The 16,730-nt window shown below is 58.5% G+C and carries 12 protein-coding genes; 9 read left to right on the forward strand and 3 right to left on the reverse strand.

Annotated features, from left to right (window positions below):
- Positions 1–152 precede the first annotated feature (152 nt).
- Positions 153–1,031: a di- and tripeptidase gene (locus ACUXHH_RS00955; protein WP_279754551.1), complete on the forward strand. Its 879-nt coding sequence runs from the start codon at positions 153–155 to the stop codon at positions 1,029–1,031.
- Between the two features lie 98 nt (positions 1,032–1,129).
- Here the strand turns inward: ACUXHH_RS00955 and purB are convergent, their stop codons facing one another.
- Positions 1,130–2,563: an adenylosuccinate lyase gene (gene purB / locus ACUXHH_RS00960; protein ID WP_279741004.1), complete on the reverse strand. Its 1,434-nt coding sequence runs from the start codon at positions 2,561–2,563 to the stop codon at positions 1,130–1,132.
- 250 nt (positions 2,564–2,813) lie between these two features.
- Here purB and ACUXHH_RS00965 point away from each other — a divergent pair, with 250 nt between their 5' ends.
- From ACUXHH_RS00965 to ACUXHH_RS00990, 6 genes are all read left to right on the forward strand, one after another.
- Positions 2,814–3,398: an ABC transporter substrate-binding protein gene (locus tag ACUXHH_RS00965; RefSeq protein WP_279741002.1), complete on the forward strand. Its 585-nt coding sequence runs from the start codon at positions 2,814–2,816 to the stop codon at positions 3,396–3,398.
- Positions 3,399–3,426: 28 nt separating this feature from the next.
- Positions 3,427–5,847, forward strand: a complete 2,421-nt coding sequence (locus ACUXHH_RS00970; RefSeq protein ID WP_279754552.1) for an extensin — start codon at positions 3,427–3,429, stop codon at positions 5,845–5,847.
- A gap of 276 nt (positions 5,848–6,123) precedes the next feature.
- A complete protein-coding gene (locus ACUXHH_RS00975) occupies positions 6,124–7,251 on the forward strand; it encodes a histidinol-phosphate transaminase (protein WP_279741000.1) in 1,128 nt (375 codons plus the stop codon).
- Positions 7,252–7,653: 402 nt separating this feature from the next.
- Positions 7,654–8,820: a thiamine pyrophosphate-dependent enzyme gene (locus ACUXHH_RS00980; protein WP_279740997.1), complete on the forward strand. Its 1,167-nt coding sequence runs from the start codon at positions 7,654–7,656 to the stop codon at positions 8,818–8,820.
- Between the two features lie 2 nt (positions 8,821–8,822).
- Positions 8,823–9,809: an alpha-ketoacid dehydrogenase subunit beta gene (locus tag ACUXHH_RS00985; RefSeq protein ID WP_279740995.1), complete on the forward strand. Its 987-nt coding sequence runs from the start codon at positions 8,823–8,825 to the stop codon at positions 9,807–9,809.
- Positions 9,810–9,902: 93 nt separating this feature from the next.
- A complete protein-coding gene (locus tag ACUXHH_RS00990; RefSeq protein ID WP_279740994.1) occupies positions 9,903–11,378 on the forward strand; it encodes a dihydrolipoamide acetyltransferase family protein in 1,476 nt (491 codons plus the stop codon).
- A 159-nt stretch (positions 11,379–11,537) separates the two neighbouring features.
- Here ACUXHH_RS00990 and ACUXHH_RS00995 read toward each other — a convergent pair whose 3' ends face one another.
- Together ACUXHH_RS00995 and ACUXHH_RS01000 are read right to left on the reverse strand one after the other, a co-directional pair.
- Positions 11,538–12,626, reverse strand: coding sequence for a hypothetical protein (locus ACUXHH_RS00995; protein WP_458390620.1), 1,089 nt, complete (start codon positions 12,624–12,626; stop codon positions 11,538–11,540).
- A 47-nt stretch (positions 12,627–12,673) separates the two neighbouring features.
- Complete coding sequence (locus ACUXHH_RS01000) at positions 12,674–13,336, reverse strand: sugar O-acetyltransferase (RefSeq protein WP_279740991.1); 663 nt, start codon at positions 13,334–13,336, stop codon at positions 12,674–12,676.
- A 296-nt stretch (positions 13,337–13,632) separates the two neighbouring features.
- On the opposite strand from ACUXHH_RS01000, the gene ACUXHH_RS01005 reads away from it, so the two are divergent.
- Together ACUXHH_RS01005 and ACUXHH_RS01010 are read left to right on the forward strand one after the other, a co-directional pair.
- Positions 13,633–15,384 carry a long-chain-fatty-acid--CoA ligase gene (locus ACUXHH_RS01005; RefSeq protein ID WP_279740989.1) on the forward strand — a complete coding sequence of 584 codons (1,752 nt, stop codon included), beginning with the start codon at positions 13,633–13,635 and terminating at the stop codon, positions 15,382–15,384.
- Positions 15,385–15,704: 320 nt separating this feature from the next.
- Positions 15,705–16,589 carry a MetQ/NlpA family ABC transporter substrate-binding protein gene (locus ACUXHH_RS01010; protein ID WP_458390621.1) on the forward strand — a complete coding sequence of 295 codons (885 nt, stop codon included), beginning with the start codon at positions 15,705–15,707 and terminating at the stop codon, positions 16,587–16,589.
- Positions 16,590–16,730 lie beyond the last annotated feature (141 nt).

A 16,730-nucleotide genomic window follows, 5' to 3' on the forward strand; every position in this document is an offset into this window, starting at 1 on the left:
TTTTACGCGCTTTAAAATCCGACGCAAATAGAGACCAAAACACCTTAACAAGCGGTCAAAAAAACACACGCCCTCGGTGAAATTTCATCCCTACACCCCACCACAGGCCCCATATTCAGGAAATATTCACCAAGCCATGATTTACTGAGAGCATGCTTGACCCGAAGAAGTCTCTATTTGATAAAGACGGTAACCCCCGTCCCGCGCTAACCACCACCCTCGACAACGTACTGCGTATGCAACGACCGCTCGCGCTGTCCATCGTCAAAAAACTGCGTGAAGCGCACCCCGACGAAACCCCCGAACAAATCCACAAGCGACTCGACCGCACCTACCTGCGTGACATCACCGCCATCGGTGGCGTCACCGGCGCATCCGCATTCGTGCCCGGCGTCGGTACCGTCACCTCCATGAGCCTGTCCGCGCTAGCAGTCGGCGGTTATCTCGAACGCACTGCACTCTACGCCCAGGCCGTCGCAGAACTGCACGGCGTGCACGTACGCGACGCCGAAACCGCCCGCTCCATGGTCATGGCAATCATGCTCGGTGAAGAAGGCTCCCAGCTCATGAATACTGTGCTGCTGCAAACTGGTAAAGCAAGCGGCGTCTCCAACAAATGGGGCATGCTGCTTGGCAACTCCTCCAGCGGCAAGATGTTCAGCGTCGAACGCACCATCCGCAACCTGTTCATCCGCCGATTCCTCGCCCGCCAGACCGGCGCACTGCTCGGCCGTGCCCTACCCTTCGGCGTGGGCGCAGTCGTTGGCGGCGGCGCAAACCTGGCGCTTGGCAAGGACGTTGTACGCAACACCCGCCGTGCTTTCGGCAATGCACCCGCGTACTTCCCCTCAGAGCTCATGATTACCCCACGTGCACCCCGTGTGCAGGATAGCTCCGAAGACACCTCAACCGGCGTGGCTGGCTACCTGCTCAAAGGCGTCAAGGACGCAGGTAAGGTAGCTGGCAAGGTCTTCACCCGCGGCAAGGATCACGATACCGAAACCGGCCGCCGCCGCATGCTCGGCCGCTAAACCCGCTGGCCAGCAGAACAAAGCAAAGACCCAGTACACTGAAGACCCCGGATCCCTAAGGGAACCGGGGTCTTCAGTTTTTAATCCTTCGCTACGGACTAAGCGTTCTTCGCGTGATCCAGCAGCTGAGCCGCAATACCGTTATAAGTGTGCGGAGTCAGAGCCGACAGACGTGCCTCAGCTTCGGGAGAGAGGCCCAACGTAGCCACGAACTCCGTCAGGCGAGCGGCATCCACGCGGTGGCCGCGAGTCAGCTCCTTCAGGCGCTCATACGGGTTCTCCATGCCGGGAACACCCGCGATAGCCTCAGCACGCATCACCATCTGGATCGCCTCAGCCAGGACTTCCCAATTCGCATCCAGATCAGCCGAAATAACCTCGGTTGCAATATCCAGACGCTCAAGACCCTTCACCACATTGGAGATAGCCAGCACCGAGTGACCAAATGCCACACCAATATTGCGCTGTGCTGAGGAGTCCGTCAGGTCACGCTGCCAACGAGAAGTCACCAGGGTCGAACCCAGCGAATCCAGCAGAGCGTTGGAGAGCTCCAGGTTAGCCTCCGCATTCTCAAAGCGAATCGGGTTCACCTTGTGCGGCATGGTCGACGAACCGGTTGCACCAGCCACCGGAATCTGGCGGAAGAAACCAATCGAAATGTAGCTCCACACATCGGTGCAGAGGTTGTGCAGCACGCGGTTGAAATGAGCGATATCCGAGTATAGCTCAGCCTGCCAGTCGTGTGACTCGATCTGGGTGGTCAGCGGGTTCCAGGTCAGGCCCAGGTGCTCCACAAAACCACGAGAAACATCCTGCCAATCAGCGTCAGGAACCGACGCATAGTGAGCAGCGTAGGTGCCGGTCGCACCATTAATCTTGCCCAGGAACTCGGTTGCAGCAACGTGCTTCACCTGGCGCTTCAGACGGTACGCGAGCACGCCCAGCTCCTTACCCAGGGTGGAGGGAGTTGCAGGCTGACCGTGAGTACGGCACAGCATCGGCACGTTGCGGCCTTCCTCAGCCAGCTTAAGCAGCACCTCAATCAGGTTCTCAGCGGCAGGAACCCACACGTTCTCAACAGCATCCTTGATGCCCAGCGCGTAGGCGAGGTTGTTAATGTCCTCGGAGGTGCAACCGAAGTGAACCAGCGGCACCAGGTGCCCCAGACCCAGACCCTCCAGACGGCGACCAATGTAGTACTCGACAGCCTTCACATCGTGAACGGTGACTGCCTCAATCTCTGCCAGCTCAGCGACAGAATCAGCATCAAAATCAGTGACAATCGCGCGCAGACCATTCTTCTGCTTACCGGTGAGCGGGGACAGGCCCGGAAGAATCGAATGCTCGCACAGGTAGATGAACCACTCAACCTCAACGTGAATGCGATCGCGGTTCAGAGCGGCCTCAGAAAGGTAGTTGGTCAGGGGTGCGGTGGCGGATGCGTAGCGTCCATCCAGAGGGCCCAGCGCAAGGTCGCCGGTGCCCAGGTCGATACGGCCAGAAGGCAAAAAGGTGTTATTGATGTGAGACATAACTCTATTTTTGCACGAATCCGCCGAAAAAAAGAGGTGGGCAGAGTACATAGACGTGATGGGCGGTTCGGTTAGTTGCAGAAATATGACAAATCGAGGTGCGGCGGAAGGGGCATTTTTCGGGTTTTGAAGGCGCAAAATGTGCGAATTTTTGAAACATGCCTGAGTTATCCACAGGTTAGCGTACTCAGCCTGCACGGTCACCGCGGCAGATTTAGCCTAAAACAAACCCGCCGCGAAAGGACACACCATGAACGCCATCGTCGACACCGCACCACCTCCCGTACTCCAACTGCCCCGGATCGAACCAACCGATATCCTCCGCGCAGCAGGACACATGGGCATCGGCACCGCAGCCGGCCACACCCTCGCCACTCAGCTCATGGCTGCCGCCGCGCTCGCCCGAGCCAAAGGCGCAGAACTCTCCCACAGGATGCGCACCGAAGCCCAAGAAATCCGCATCGCACACCAACACGCCAACGAACTCAACGGCAACCACTGGGTATCCGAAGCCGGACGCGCCTACCGGCGACAACTCCAAGAACACCGCGAAAAAGTCCGCAACCAAGCTGAACAAGCCGAAGGTGCCGCTGCCATGATTGCCGCCGCTGGTGAAGAACTCGCCAACGACCTCACTGCCAAAGCGCAGGAAATCCAAGCCGCCGCCTCCGTAGTAGATAACCTACTCGGAAAACTCGCTGATAGCGCCGCCGACCTCCTCGAAAAGCTCGACCCCGGCGAAATCATAGCCCGCTCAGGCGTACAAAAAGCCCAGTCAACGCTGAATTTGCTCATGCACGTGAACCTGCCCGACGGGCTGAGCTCGCTTATCTGAACCCACTCACCTCACCCTAGGAGATACCATGATTACCGGACCCACCGTTGCACCCATCGGTGACCTCACCGACTCCGCAGGGCCCACCGCAGGCACCATCAGCGTTGAGCTTGAAGAAATGCCCGCCATTGCCGACGGCCTCGACGCCGTCAGCCGCACCTGCGTCGACCGCACCATGCCCATTCTCGGCATCGCCGCTGAAACTCGTCTCTTTCTCGGCATCAACGGACGTGCCCAGCAGGCTGCCGCTGTATGCTCCGTCCTTGCCACAGACCTCGGTCTGAGCGCCACAAAGTTCGGCGCCACTGCAGCCGCCGTCCGTGCAGCCCACAGTTCTTACCTGCAGGTTGAAAAGACCGTCGCTGGTTGGTTCGATTCGATGGGCATTGCAAAGGGCGGTAAGCTCACCGACGGACGTAGTACCCGAGACCACCTGCGCGGACTCATTGCTGGAGAACCCGGCGAAGCTACCTACCTCTTGAAGCTCACCATTCCCGAGCTCGGGTACTTCTCGGCCTATTGGCTGTTGCCGTATTCGCCTGTCGTAGCGGGTATTATCTTCGGTGTTACTGCCTACTTTGATACCAAGTGGAATCCCGAAATTGCCCGTCAGCGTATTGCTGGCCGACTCTCTGCCGTGACAAAAATACCCCAGGGATTTATTGAAAAAGTCTTAGCAATAGGCGGAGTTGGAATCGTCGGTCCCCTCCGTGATCCGGATTCTGATAAGAAAGCACATAATGTGCGCACCACCTCAGCCGATGAGTATGGGGTTAGTGCGCATTCCGGCGAGAAAGACCGTCTCACAGTGGACGCCAGTGCTGAGCGTCTTCAGGCGGCCGCCAAGGCGCAGGACCAGGAGTTTGAACGCTCCCAACAGGACCCGACTAAGGGTGAACGTGGTGCCGTGCTCGTCACCGTTATGTACAAAGCAGGACACGAAGGGGATCCCGCATATGCCCTGTACGTCGTGAGCATTCCGGGCACTAACTTTTCTTCCTTTGGTGGATCTCCTATGGATATTCCTGGGACTCTTCGTGAAGCACTGGGTAACGATACTCTGGAGAACCCCGCCTATCAGATGGTTTTGCAAGCCCTCCGTGATGCCGGAGCACCTCAGGGTGCCCGAGTGTATATGGAAGGCTTCAGTCAGGGAGGAATGATTGCCTACAATATGGCGAATAGTACTGAAGTCGCTAAAGAGATCAACATTGTGGGTGTCTATACTCAAGCCTCCCCGCTACGAGGTCTACCGGCTAAACGCCGTGATTTTGGAGTGGACTACGTGGAAGGAGATGGAGACCCGGTTCCTGACTCTGCTCTGAGGGCGTTTGGAGGTTGGCGTCCCGATGAACGCGATACCGCAATTACGGTTTCAAATTTCAAACATGACGGAGGGGCATATAGAGAAACCTTGCAACGCGAAGGATACGGAAACCAAACTCTGGGTGCTCTCAGAGCAGAAGATTATGTGCAAGGGGAACAAAGGGTTACCTCGGGCTCCGCTATGCCAGATGGTTACACGTTTGAAGAACGTCTGAATGAGTATGGATTACGTGGGGCTAGGTACACTCAACATGCTCTTGATGCCGGGGTACAACTTAACCCTCAATTTTATTACGAGGCCGCAGACCAATATACAGATGGAGAACTGCACCGAGTAGATAGTGTAGCGCGTGGCAACGTCGAAAATACTTGGCAGAAAATTGAAGATACCGTTGCAGATGTCCAGCTGGGCATGGAGATGGCCAAGCAGAGGGCCGAGGGTCTCCAACGAGAAGCTGGAGAAACCGTACAGGCGGTTACTGGGCACATTCCCGCCGTCATTGAGGGTGTCCAAAAGACCATCCCTCATCCCGAGCCGACTCCGCAGGAAAAGCCTCAGAACCCGAAGCCTACCTGGCCCGAAACCCCTGTACTGCAGATGCCGAATTCAGGTTCCTTGCCCGCACCGAACCTTACACCTGCACAACCCGCGCTATTAGCCGCAAAGCTACTGGCCTCCACTACCGAGGCACCTGCCAACCGCGGATTTATCGTCAACGCACCGCAGGACACTCAGCCCGTCAGCCGCATGCCCATGGCACCGGCAGAGGACATCGACCCCGGATTCATCGTGCGCCCGGAAGCACAACCCGCCCTTGGGAACTTCGCACCCCGCCTCATTCAGGGCCCCCCAGATGTGGTTGAATCGCTACCTCGGATTGGTGACCTAACGGCTATGCCGCATGTGGTCGGTGGCGATAGTCAAGGCGGAGACTACGACGGTGGTGAGTCGCTCATCCCGACGCTGCCAGACCTGAAGCCTGCGCCTATGTTCCCGTCTAAGAGCATTGACCCCGGGTTCCTCGCACCAACTCCGCCCGAGAACATCGACCTCGGGTTCCGCGCCCCGGGCCCTCCTGAGGACCTGACTCCCATCGAGGAGCGTGAACCACTGATGATCTAAAAGTACCAGTCTAAAAACCCAGTCTTAAGAGCCAATCTTGACGGCTCGGTCGAGGGTGGAGGGCGAGTAGAGTAGAGCAGAAAAAGAGAAAGGGAGGCGTCTGCGGGAACGACCCCGGCGGCGCCCCCCATCTTTGCGTACAGCCTTTACATGTAGCCTTTGCGTACAGCGCTAGCGGCCACTATCTGCTACCTGCATAGCTACAGCTTGATCGCGACCTGCTCTCCAGGTGAGAAGCGTTAGCCTCCGAACCGCCCGCAGGCACATACTGGAACCATGAGCCAGTCAGCTGAACACGCCAATATCCCGGTCCGCCCCGTCTTTAGCACCCTGCCTAGCTACGCGGCAGGTAAACCGCCCACACCCGTTGAAGGCCTCACCCAGTACAAGCTCTCCTCGAACGAGAACCCGCTGGGCCCCGTGCCCGAGGTCGCGCGCGTCCTCGCAGAATTTGCGACCGCGCACCGCTACCCCGATCCGCTCTCTACCGCCCTGCGCCAGAAGCTCTCCGCACGGCTCGGTGTGGACGCTGACGACATTGTTACCGGTGCCGGAAGCCTCGGCGCGCTCAACCAAATCCTCAAAACCTTCGCCGGCGTAAATATCGACGGCGTGCAAGACGAAGTCATCTACGCCTGGCGTTCCTTTGAGGCATACCCGATCCTCGTCGGTATTATGGGTGCTCGCAGTGTGCAGGTGCCGAACCTGCCCGACGGTTCACACGACCTGGACGCCATGGTGGCAGCCATCACCGAACGCACCCGCCTGATCCTGGTCTGCACCCCCAACAACCCGACCGGCCCCGCCGTCACTGAAAGCCAGATCCGTGCGTTCCTGGCGAAGGTGCCCGCTCACATTCCCGTGGTGATTGACGAGGCGTACTTCGAGTTCTGCGCCGCCTCCACCGTGCCGGACAGTGAAGAAGCTCCGCTGAACGGCATGGACATTTACCACGACTACGAGAACGTCATCATTCTGCGCACCTTCTCCAAAGCGCAGGGTCTGGCGGGTCTGCGGGTGGGCTACTCGATATCTCACTCGCAGATTACGCAGCACCTGCGCGTGGCGGCAACCCCGTTCGCCGTGACGGCGCTGGCTGAGGCGGCGGCTATCGCCTCCATCAAGCATGAGGATGCGGTGATGGAGCGTGTTAGCCACCTGGTCTCTGAGCGTGAGCGCGTGACCACTCGACTGTGGGAGTTGGGCTATGATTTCCCGAGCACTTACGCGAACTTCGTGTGGCTATCCCTGGGGGAGTGCACGGGTGAGTTTGTGCAGCTGATGGCTGAACATGCGCTGTCGGTGCGTGCGTTCGGTACCGAGGGTGTTCGTGTGAGCATCGGTGAGGTGGAGGCGAATGACCGTTTTCTCTCGCTCTGTGAGGTCTTCATGAAGGAACTCTAGGGCATCTTGTGAAGGGATGGGGGTGCCCATTCGACCCTAATTGAACAATGTACTATTTTCTCTTGTCGGGGATTGTTTAGAGTTCAATATTTGTGCTTCGGAGAGAAAAATCTGGTCTCTAAAGTGGCTTTAAAAGTTAAATTAAACCTCCCATATATTCCATGAAAAGAATGTATGGGAGGTTTAATTTGATGATAATCAAATACTGAACGATAGGGCATAATACGCTGTGTTATCAGCGTAACTGCCGCGAGATAGAGCCGGAAAGAGTAGACTGGTAACTGTATATGCCCAGACCCTCACAGGCTTGCCGGAACACCTCAAATCCTGCACCATTAGGTGAAAGTTGAGACTAAAACCTAAGCCGCTGAGGGCCAAGCCCTCGTCACGTGTGGAGGTTAGATGCACGAGAACGACAAGTATCCCGGAGTGCCCGAACGTATCCAGCTCATGGATGAAAATGGCACCGTACACGAACACCCCACCTACAGCCGGTACATCGAAGACGTCAACGCAGACACTCTGCGCGAAGCATACCGTCTCATGTACACCACCCGCCGATTCGACGATGAGGCAACCGCCCTACAGCGCCAGGGACTGCTCGCCCTCTGGGTACCCAGCCGAGGCCAAGAAGCCGCGCAGATCGGCTCTGCATTTGCCTACGCACCCAACGACTACATCTTCCCGTCCTACCGTGAGCACGCCGTCGCACTGGCGCGTGGCGTGGACTTCCGCGACCTGATTACCATCTTCTGCGGAGCCACCACCCACGGCTGGGACATGAAGGCGCACAACTTCCATACCTACACCAAGGTGCTTGCCGCCCAGACCCTGCACGCCGTCGGCTACGCCATGGGCCTGAACTTTGATGCCGATATCGAGGCTGAAACCGGCACTCGCCGCACCGGCCAGGGTCAGGCAACCGACCCCGCCGAGGATACCCAGAAGCCCGCCGTGGCGGTCTACTTCGGTGACGGTTCCTCCACCGAGGGTGACGCGCACGAAGCCATGGTTTTCGCCGCCTCCTATAACGCGCCGGTGCTCTTCTTCGTGCAGAATAACCGCTGGGCTATCTCCGTGCCCTTCGAGGTGCAGTCCCGCGTGCCGGTGTCGACCCGCGCCGCAGGCTACGGCTTTGAAGGTATCCGCGTGGATGGTAACGACGTTCTCGCGGTGCTCGCCGCAACCCGCTATGCCATGGAGAAGATTCGTGCCGGTGAAGGCCCCGTGCTGATTGAAGCTGAGACCTACCGCCTCGGCCCGCACACCACTGCGGACGATCCCACCAAGTACCGCACCGATGCCGACCTGGAAGGTCCTCTGCGCCGCGACCCCATGTTGCGCCTTGAGAAGCACCTGCGCGATAACGGCTACGCCGATGATGCATTCTTTGCTGAGGTCGCAGAATCCGCACAGCAGGTTGCATCCGGCGTGCGCGAGGCACTGCTGAACATCGAAGTTGCAGACTTTGAGCATTTCTTCGACCGCGTCTACGCGCAGGAACACCAGCAGGTGGAAGATGACCGCGAGTTCTACCGTAACTACGTTGCAGGCTTTGAAGAGGAGTAAGCATGAGCGAGAAAATTGAACGTTTGACCCTCGCCAAGGCGATTACCCGCGGCCTAGAAGACGCCATGGAAGCCGACCGCACCGTCGTCATGCTCGGTGAGGATATCGGTAAGCTCGGCGGCGTGTACCGTGTGACCGAGGGTCTGCAGACACGTTTCGGTAACCGCCGCGTTATGGATGCGCCCCTGGGCGAGTCTGGCATTATCGGTACCTCCATCGGTATGGCGCTGCGTGGCTACCGTCCCGTGCCGGAGATTCAGTTCGACGGCTTCGTGTTCCCCGCCTACAACCAGATCACGAGCCAGCTGGCGAAGATTCATAACCGCACCGACAAGCAGTACACGGTGCCGGTGACTATCCGTATTCCGTATGGTGGTGTGATTGGTTCTGTGGAGCACCACTCCGAGTCCCCGGAGGCGCTGTTCGCCCACACTGCGGGTCTGCGTATTGTGACCCCCTCGACCCCGCACGAGGCGTACTGGATGACCCGTAAGGCGATTGAGTGCCCCGACCCGGTCATTATTTTTGAGCCGAAACGCCGCTACTGGCTCAAGGGCGAAGTGGATTTTAGCGACACTTCCTTTGATCCCTTTAGCGCCCAGGTGGTGCGTGAAGGTACGGATGCGACTATCGTTGCGTACGGTCCGCTGGTGCCGGTTGCTCTGGCTGCCGCTGAGGCTGCCGTGGAGGATGGCCGCTCGATCGAGGTCATTGACCTGCGCTCGATTTCGCCGCTGGATGTGCCGACCGTTGCTGCTTCGGTAGCGAAGACTGGTCGCCTGATTATTGCCCACGAGGCGCCAACCTTCGGCGGTATGGGTGGTGAGCTGGCTGCGGCGATTACGGAGCGTTGCTTCTACAGCCTGCAGGCGCCGGTGATTCGCGTGGGTGGCTACTACATGCCGTACCCGGTTTCCCGTGTTGAGGAAGAGTATGTACCCGATATTGACCGTATTCTTGAGGCGGTCGACCGTGCTTTTGACTACTAGTCACTCCCTCAGTATTAGCGTGTTGCGCTACGGCGGGTTGCAAGCCCGCACATAATATTCCGTATAGGGTATATACCCTAGTGAGAGGTAAAAATGTCCCAGATTTTCCCGCTCCCTGACGTGGGTGAAGGCCTGACCGAAGCAGAAATCCTCAGCTGGAAGGTAGCAGTCGGCGCCGAGGTCGCCATCAACGACGTCCTCGTTGAAATTGAAACCGCTAAGAGCATCGTGGAACTTCCCTCGCCCTTCGCCGGTACCGTCGAGGCGCTGCTTGTTACTGAAGGTGAAACCGTTGAGGTGGGCACCCCGATTATCAGCATCTCCGGCGGCGACAAGGCACCCGCAACCCCGATAGCTCCCACCGCCGCAGAGGCTGAGTCCGGCACCGCGCTGGTCGGCTCCGGTCCCAAGGCGGATGTGGTGAAGCGTCGCGCCCGCAAGCGCAGCGCCTCCGCAACCCAACCCGCACAGGCTACTGTGGCATCGGTTGCACCGGCTGTTCAGACACCCGTGGCGCACGCCCCCGCCGATCCGGTGAATCGCAACCAGGGCCTGTTGGGTGAGCTGGCTGAGCGCGCCTCCCGCTTTGTGGAGAACACTCCGCTGAACTCGGTGGTGCAGCGTCTAGCACCCGAGCCCGTAGCGGCTCCTGCGCCGACTCTGGCTCCCGAGCAGGTTCCGCACCGCCCAACCCTCGCGCCGCCTCCGGTGCGTCTTGCCGCAAAGGAGCTGGGTGTTGACCTGGCGAACGTGACCGCTACCGGTACGCGCGGCCAGGTGACTAAGCAAGACCTCATGAACTATGTGGCGCACCTGAACGATGTGCAGCATAGCGGTGCCCGCCAGCCCTTCTGGCAGTCTGCAACCACCCCCGGTGACCGCATCGAGCGTATCCCGGTGCGTGGCGTGCGTAAGGCTACCGCGAAGGCAATGGTTTCCTCGGCGTTTAGCGCTCCGCACGTGTCCATCTTCGTGGACGTTGATGCCTCGCGCACCATGGAGTTCGTGAAGCGTCTGAAGAAGTCTCGCCACTTTGAGGGCGTGAAGGTCACCCCGCTGCTGGTGCTTGCCGCCGCGGTTATTTGGGCTGCTGAGCGTAACCCACAGGTCAACGCAACATGGACCGATAGCGAAATCCAGATTAAGCACTTTATGAACCTGGGTATTGCTGCGGCAACCCCGCGCGGCCTGATGGTTCCGAACATTAAGGACGCGCAGGAGCTGTCCCTGCGTGAGCTGGCTATTGCACTGAACAACCTAACCTCTCGTGCTCGTGAGGGTAAGACTCAGCCTGCTGAGATGGCGAATGGCACTCTGACCATTACGAACATTGGTTCGCTGGGTATTGATACGGGTACCCCGATTATCAATCCCGGTGAGGTCGCGATTATTGCCTTTGGTACGATCAAGCAGAAGCCGTGGGTTGTTGATGGTGAAGTTATTCCTCGCTGGGTGACGACCCTGGGTGGCTCCTTCGATCACCGTGTGGTGGATGGGGACCTGTCGGCTCGTTTCATGGCTGATGTGGCTGCAATTCTAGAGGAGCCTGCACTGCTGCTGGACCACTAGGCGGTATGTTTTAGATAGCCAGCGTCGTATCGCTGGGTAGCTGAGGTTGTTGAGGATACAGATATTTAGATACAGAAAACCTCCGGTACCTTACGTAAGGTACCGGAGGTTTTCTGTACGGTTTATTCTTATCGCAACTAGGTGCAGGTGCTTAGAAGTCTAGGCGTCCTTGCGTGCCACCTGGTCGCTCGGATACTTGTCCACGCGGCGGTGGTACAGGCGTCCGCATAGACCGCCGAGGATAGCGCCGAGGAAGCTCAACGCCAGAACCAGCAGAACCGCCAGCAGACCGTTCGCAAAATCGCCCGCAATCAGCTTCTGCAGGGACAGGGACGCGACACCGTTCTGGAACAGCTGAGGCGCGAGGAAGGTCGCCAGGGACCCGATGATGAGTGCCATAATCTGCCAGAGCCATACGGCAATGCCCTGCTTCACGCCAGCGAATCGTGCCATGCGTCCGGCTGCGTAACCGCCCACCAGGTAGGCGAAGAAGATGAGCACACCCAACGCCACCGCGACCGGCACAGCGTGCGATGCGCCGCTGAACAGACTGGAGACCACCGAGGCATACTCGACGGACTCGGTCTGACCGGTCAGGGTCAGCCACGATTTGATAGCCCACAAGCCACCGTCCATGAGGGAAATGGTAATCAGCCAGCCGAGCAGACCGGGCAGCAGGTGCATGCGGGAGTAGCGGCTCTTCTGCATGGACAGCGCGGTTGCGGCGGTGAGGATGGGTTCCGAAGCAGCGGCATCACCTGCGGGGGTGGAGATGATGAAGTGGTCATCTGCCGCGGGGGCAGCCTGCGGGGTGCTCGATGCAGCGGGGGCGTTGCTGGGTGTGGGCACCTCGTAGCTTGTAGCGGTAGCGGGGGCGGCAGTTGCGCCGTTGCGTACGTTGTCCGGGCTGGGGAGCGTAGGCTTGTCGAGCCAGCTGAGGTTGTCATCTCCGGGCTCGCCGAAGTTAGCGCCGGACTCTGCACCTTGATAAGTGGCATCGGGGGAGAGGGTCGGCTGGGTTGCGGTAGCCGCCCCGGTGAGGGGACGGGTTGCATCCTGTGAGGACTGCGCCGAAGAGCTCGACTTGCGCGCTTTTTCGTGGGCGTGGCGTGCCGCGTTCAGCTCCTCATCGGTCAGGACCACGGTGGGGTCGTCGGAGGAGAATGCTGCCTCCCACAGGTCACTTTCAGTGGGGGAGGACGCCGCAGCAGCCGGATGCTGCTGCGGGGTGTTGTTCTGTGCGTTCATTAAGTCCTTTATATCTCTAATCCTGGGGTCGTGGTAAGCGGGTTGCCTTAGAGTGCGCGGTTAGCGTAGAAGGCGCGTGCTTCTTCCATAGCTTCTGCGGAGAAGGTGTGCGGGTGTGCGGGGCGCTCGTTCTCATCCAGGGTGCGGATGACGCGGCCGGGGTTGCCCACCACGAGGGAGCTAGCGGGGACGTCCTTGGTGACGACAGTTCCTGCACCGATCACGGAGTTCTTGCCGATGGTCACGCCGCCCAGGATGATAGCTCCGCTACCGATCCATACGTTGTCTTCAACGGTGATGGGCGCGCCTGCTTCCCAGTAGTCGGCGCGGTCGCCGGGGTGGAGCGGATGGGTGGGGGTCATAAACTGTACGTTGCTACCAACCAGTACGGTAGAGCCGATGCGGATCGGGCAGACGTCCAGGAAGACGGTGCCGAAGTTGAAGAAGGAACCGTCACCGATGTAGGTGTTCACGCCGTAGTCAAAGCGTACGCCGGGTCGGATGTGGGCGTGTTTGCCCAGGTGGCCGAGGTGTTTACGGTAGACGTGCATTGCCTGCGCCTGCTCGCCGCGTGCGTAGTGTTCTTCGGCGAGGATGGTGGCGGCATAAATGCGTTTGAACTGTGTGGCGCATTCGGCGTCGGGCATGTAGACGGAACCGTTGGTCATACGGTTGAAGTTTTCACCGGTGGGGCGCTGCGGGGTGTGCATTAGTGGGCTCCTCCCAGAAGGTAGACTAGCGCGATGATAGCCATTCCGAACAGGATAACGACTCCTCCGGCGATAGTGAATCGTTTGGAAATTTCGCGGAGGAGCTTCTTGAACTGTTCGTCAGTGATCTCTTGCTGTCGTTTACTCATGCTTTAAGTATCCCAGAGTTGCTTGGGTTTACCTTAGTGTTTCGGCGTTTATTGCGGTATCTGGGGTGGGTGTACGGCGTGATTTTCAGCGTGGAAAGAGGCGCCACTGAGTTGAAGCGTGAGGGCGTGGGAAGGCACAATCAATGCATGACTGAGGCTCAGAAGAATACGAACCTGCAGGATGCGGTGGCACCTGCATCCCCCGCTGGCGCGCATCCGTTGGCGCATCGCCCCTGGTTGAAGAACTATACTCCGTGGACTGCACGCGATATTGAGCTCCCGGAGACGTCATTGAGTCATCTCATTGATGAGGCGGTTCGTACCGCACCGCATAAGGTGGCGCTGGAGTTTTTTGGTGCGACGACCACCTACGCTGAGTTGGGGGATCAGATTGAGCGTGCGGCGGAGGGTCTGCGTGTGGCGGGTGTGCAGCCGGGTGACCGTGTGGCGCTGATTTTGCCGAACTGTCCTCAGCATATTGCAGCGTTTTACGCGATTCTGCGTCTAGGGGCGATTGTGGTGGAGCATAACCCGCTGTATACGGGCGCGGAGTTGCGTCACATGTTTGAGGATCACGGTGCGAAGATCGCGATTGTGTGGGATAAGATTGCTTCGCATATTACGGGTCTGCCGTCGGATATCCGCCCATCTCATATTTATTCGGTGAACATGATTTCGGCGATGCCCGCGCTGATGCGTACCGCGCTGAAGTTGCCGTTGAAAAATGCACGTGCTTCGCGTGAGAAGCTGACTGGTTCCGCTCCGGGGACTATATCGTGGGCTCATTTGGTGAAGAGTGAGCGTATTGACCCGTCTCATCGCCGTCCGACCGCGTACGATATTGCGCTGTTGCAGTACACCTCGGGTACGACCGGTCGGCCGAAGGGTGTGATGCTCACCCACCGTAACCTGGAGTCTAACGGCCGTATGGGTGAGGCATGGATTAACCCGGGCGATGACGAGGTGATTTACTCGGTTCTGCCGTTGTTCCACGCGTACGGTATGACCCTGGGCGTGACGATTGCGTCGCTGTGCCGTGCCCGCCTGGTGCTGTTCCCGACCGTGGACATGGACCTGATTTTGAAGGCGATGAAGAAGACCCGCCCGACCATTCTTCCTGCGGTTCCTCCGGTGTACCGCCGGCTCATGGACGAGGCGAAGAAGCGCGGCGTGTCCCTGGAGGGTATCCGTTACGCGGTGTCTGGTGCGATGAACCTGCCGCCTGAGCTGGTTGCCGAGTGGGAGGAAGCCTCCGGTGGTTTCATGGTGGAGGGCTACGGCCTGACTGAGTGTGCCCCGCTGGTGTCCTGCAACCCGCTCAATGATACTCGCCGCGCCGGTTTCATTGGTGTTCCGTTCCCCTCCACCGATATTCGTGTGGTAGACCCGGAGACCGGTGAGGATATGCCCGATGGCGAAGAGGGGGAGCTGTGGGTGAAGGGCCCTCAGCGTTTTGCTGGCTATTGGAAGCGTGAGGACGAGACGGCAAAGACCATCACCCCTGATGGTTGGTTGCGTACCGGTGATATTGTGCGCCTGGACGAGGACTACTTCATCCAGATTGTGGACCGCATTAAGGAAGTTATTATTACCGGCGGTTTCAATGTCTCCCCGACGGAGGTTGAGGTCGCCCTCAAGCAGCATGATACGGTTGCTGATGCGGCGGTGGTGGGCATTCCGTTGCCTGCAGGTGGTGAGATGGTCGTTGCTGCTGTGATTGCCGCCCCGGGTCGAGTGGTGCAGGAGCATACTCTACGTGAGCACTGCTACTCGAAGGTGACCCGCTATAAGGTTCCGCGCCGCATCGTGGTCGTGGATGATCTGCCGCGTTCGATGCTGGGTAAGGTTCTGCGCCGTAAGGTGCGTGAGCAATTGATTGCTTCGGGCGAGTTCGATTAGTAGTACTGGTTGATTCCCCCCCCCCGGTCCGTAACAGGTGGGTAGGATGAACGCCGGCTTGGGTTTGTTTTGCCCGGGCCGGCGTTTTTGTGTACGGAGGATTGAGGAGCGGGTTTTAATGACGTTGCAATAATCAATCTGTGAAGAATTATGACAAAATATGACGACCTTGACGTTCTGTGTCTCATGAATAGAGCTCAACTTCCACACCCGCCCTTGTGCGTGCTGTAATTGTCCCATTATCATTCCCATCGGATGTGCTAGTACCAACGTGAGCACCCGGTGGAACGCATCATCATTCAACAGAAAGATTCATAGCCGTGAAGAAGTTTGCTGCTGCACTCGCAGTTGTCCCCATGGTCTTTGGTCTGGCAGCCTGCGGTTCTACCAACTCCTCCACTTCCTCCTCTTCCGAATCTAAGAAGGTCACCATCGGTGTGGTTGGCTCTGAGAAGTTCAACAAGACCCTGAAGGAAGAAGCTAAGAAGCAGGGTATCGACATTGAATTCAAGGAGTTCAGCGCTTACACCGAGCCGAACCCCGCACTGGACGCCGGTGACATCGACATGAACCGCTTCCAGCACATCGCGTACCTGTCCAACTACAACGTGAGCGCTAACAAGGACCTGCAGATTGTCGGCCCGACCGTGATTTACCCGATGGCTCTGTTCTCCAAGAAGCACTCCAGCCTGGCAGACATCCCCCAGGGCGGCGAGATCGTTATCCCGAACGACACCGTGAACGAAGCACGCGCGCTGAAGCTGCTGAAGACCAACGGTCTGGTTACCTTCAAGAACGCTGATGTTGACGCACCCACCATCGACGACGTGGACACCGCTAAATCCAAGGTGAAGGTCACCCCCGTCGACGCAACCCAGACCGTGGTCGGCATGGAATCTGCAGACGGTGCTGTTGTGAACAACGACTTCCTCAAGGATGCAGGCCTGAAGCCCGCAGACGCACTGGCTCAGGACGACCCCAAGACCGACCCCTCGGCAATCAAGTACGTGAACCTCTTCGTTGCTCAGAAGGACAAGGCTGACGACGAGACCTACAAGAAGATTGTCGAAATCTTCCACACGAAGGCCGTCATGGACGTCGTCCAGGAAGAGACCCGCGGCACCGCTGTTGAGGTCAACGTGAGTACCGACGAGCTGCGTCAGTCCCTGGCTAACGAAGAAGCCAAGCTGCGCGCCAAGAAGTAATCTTCTAAATACACGCCTCCTCTAGGTATACGCAAAGGCGGTAAGTCTAAGCACCCGATGCGGGTCACGACAGGCTTACCGTCCTTTGCGTACCGGCGTTAAGGCCCTTTGACGCCCCAACCACGACATATAACGGATACA

This window comes from Rothia sp. 110740021-2, assembly GCF_054263775.1.

What these genes read in the sequence shown, in the direction of transcription:
- ACUXHH_RS01005 (WP_279740989.1), top strand. Translation starts at nt 13,633, where the DNA reads ATGACTGAGGCTCAGAAGAATACGAACCTGCAGGATGCGGTGGCACCT.
- ACUXHH_RS00975 (WP_279741000.1), top strand. Translation starts at nt 6,124, where the DNA reads ATGAGCCAGTCAGCTGAACACGCCAATATCCCGGTCCGCCCCGTCTTT.
- ACUXHH_RS00970 (WP_279754552.1), top strand. Translation starts at nt 3,427, where the DNA reads ATGATTACCGGACCCACCGTTGCACCCATCGGTGACCTCACCGACTCC.
- ACUXHH_RS00985 (WP_279740995.1), top strand. Translation starts at nt 8,823, where the DNA reads ATGAGCGAGAAAATTGAACGTTTGACCCTCGCCAAGGCGATTACCCGC.
- ACUXHH_RS00990 (WP_279740994.1), top strand. Translation starts at nt 9,903, where the DNA reads ATGTCCCAGATTTTCCCGCTCCCTGACGTGGGTGAAGGCCTGACCGAA.
- ACUXHH_RS00965 (WP_279741002.1), top strand. Translation starts at nt 2,814, where the DNA reads ATGAACGCCATCGTCGACACCGCACCACCTCCCGTACTCCAACTGCCC.
- purB (WP_279741004.1), bottom strand. Translation starts at nt 2,563, where the DNA reads ATGTCTCACATCAATAACACCTTTTTGCCTTCTGGCCGTATCGACCTG.
- ACUXHH_RS00995 (WP_458390620.1), bottom strand. Translation starts at nt 12,626, where the DNA reads ATGAACGCACAGAACAACACCCCGCAGCAGCATCCGGCTGCTGCGGCG.
- ACUXHH_RS01000 (WP_279740991.1), bottom strand. Translation starts at nt 13,336, where the DNA reads ATGCACACCCCGCAGCGCCCCACCGGTGAAAACTTCAACCGTATGACC.
- ACUXHH_RS00955 (WP_279754551.1), top strand. Translation starts at nt 153, where the DNA reads ATGCTTGACCCGAAGAAGTCTCTATTTGATAAAGACGGTAACCCCCGT.
- ACUXHH_RS00980 (WP_279740997.1), top strand. Translation starts at nt 7,654, where the DNA reads ATGCACGAGAACGACAAGTATCCCGGAGTGCCCGAACGTATCCAGCTC.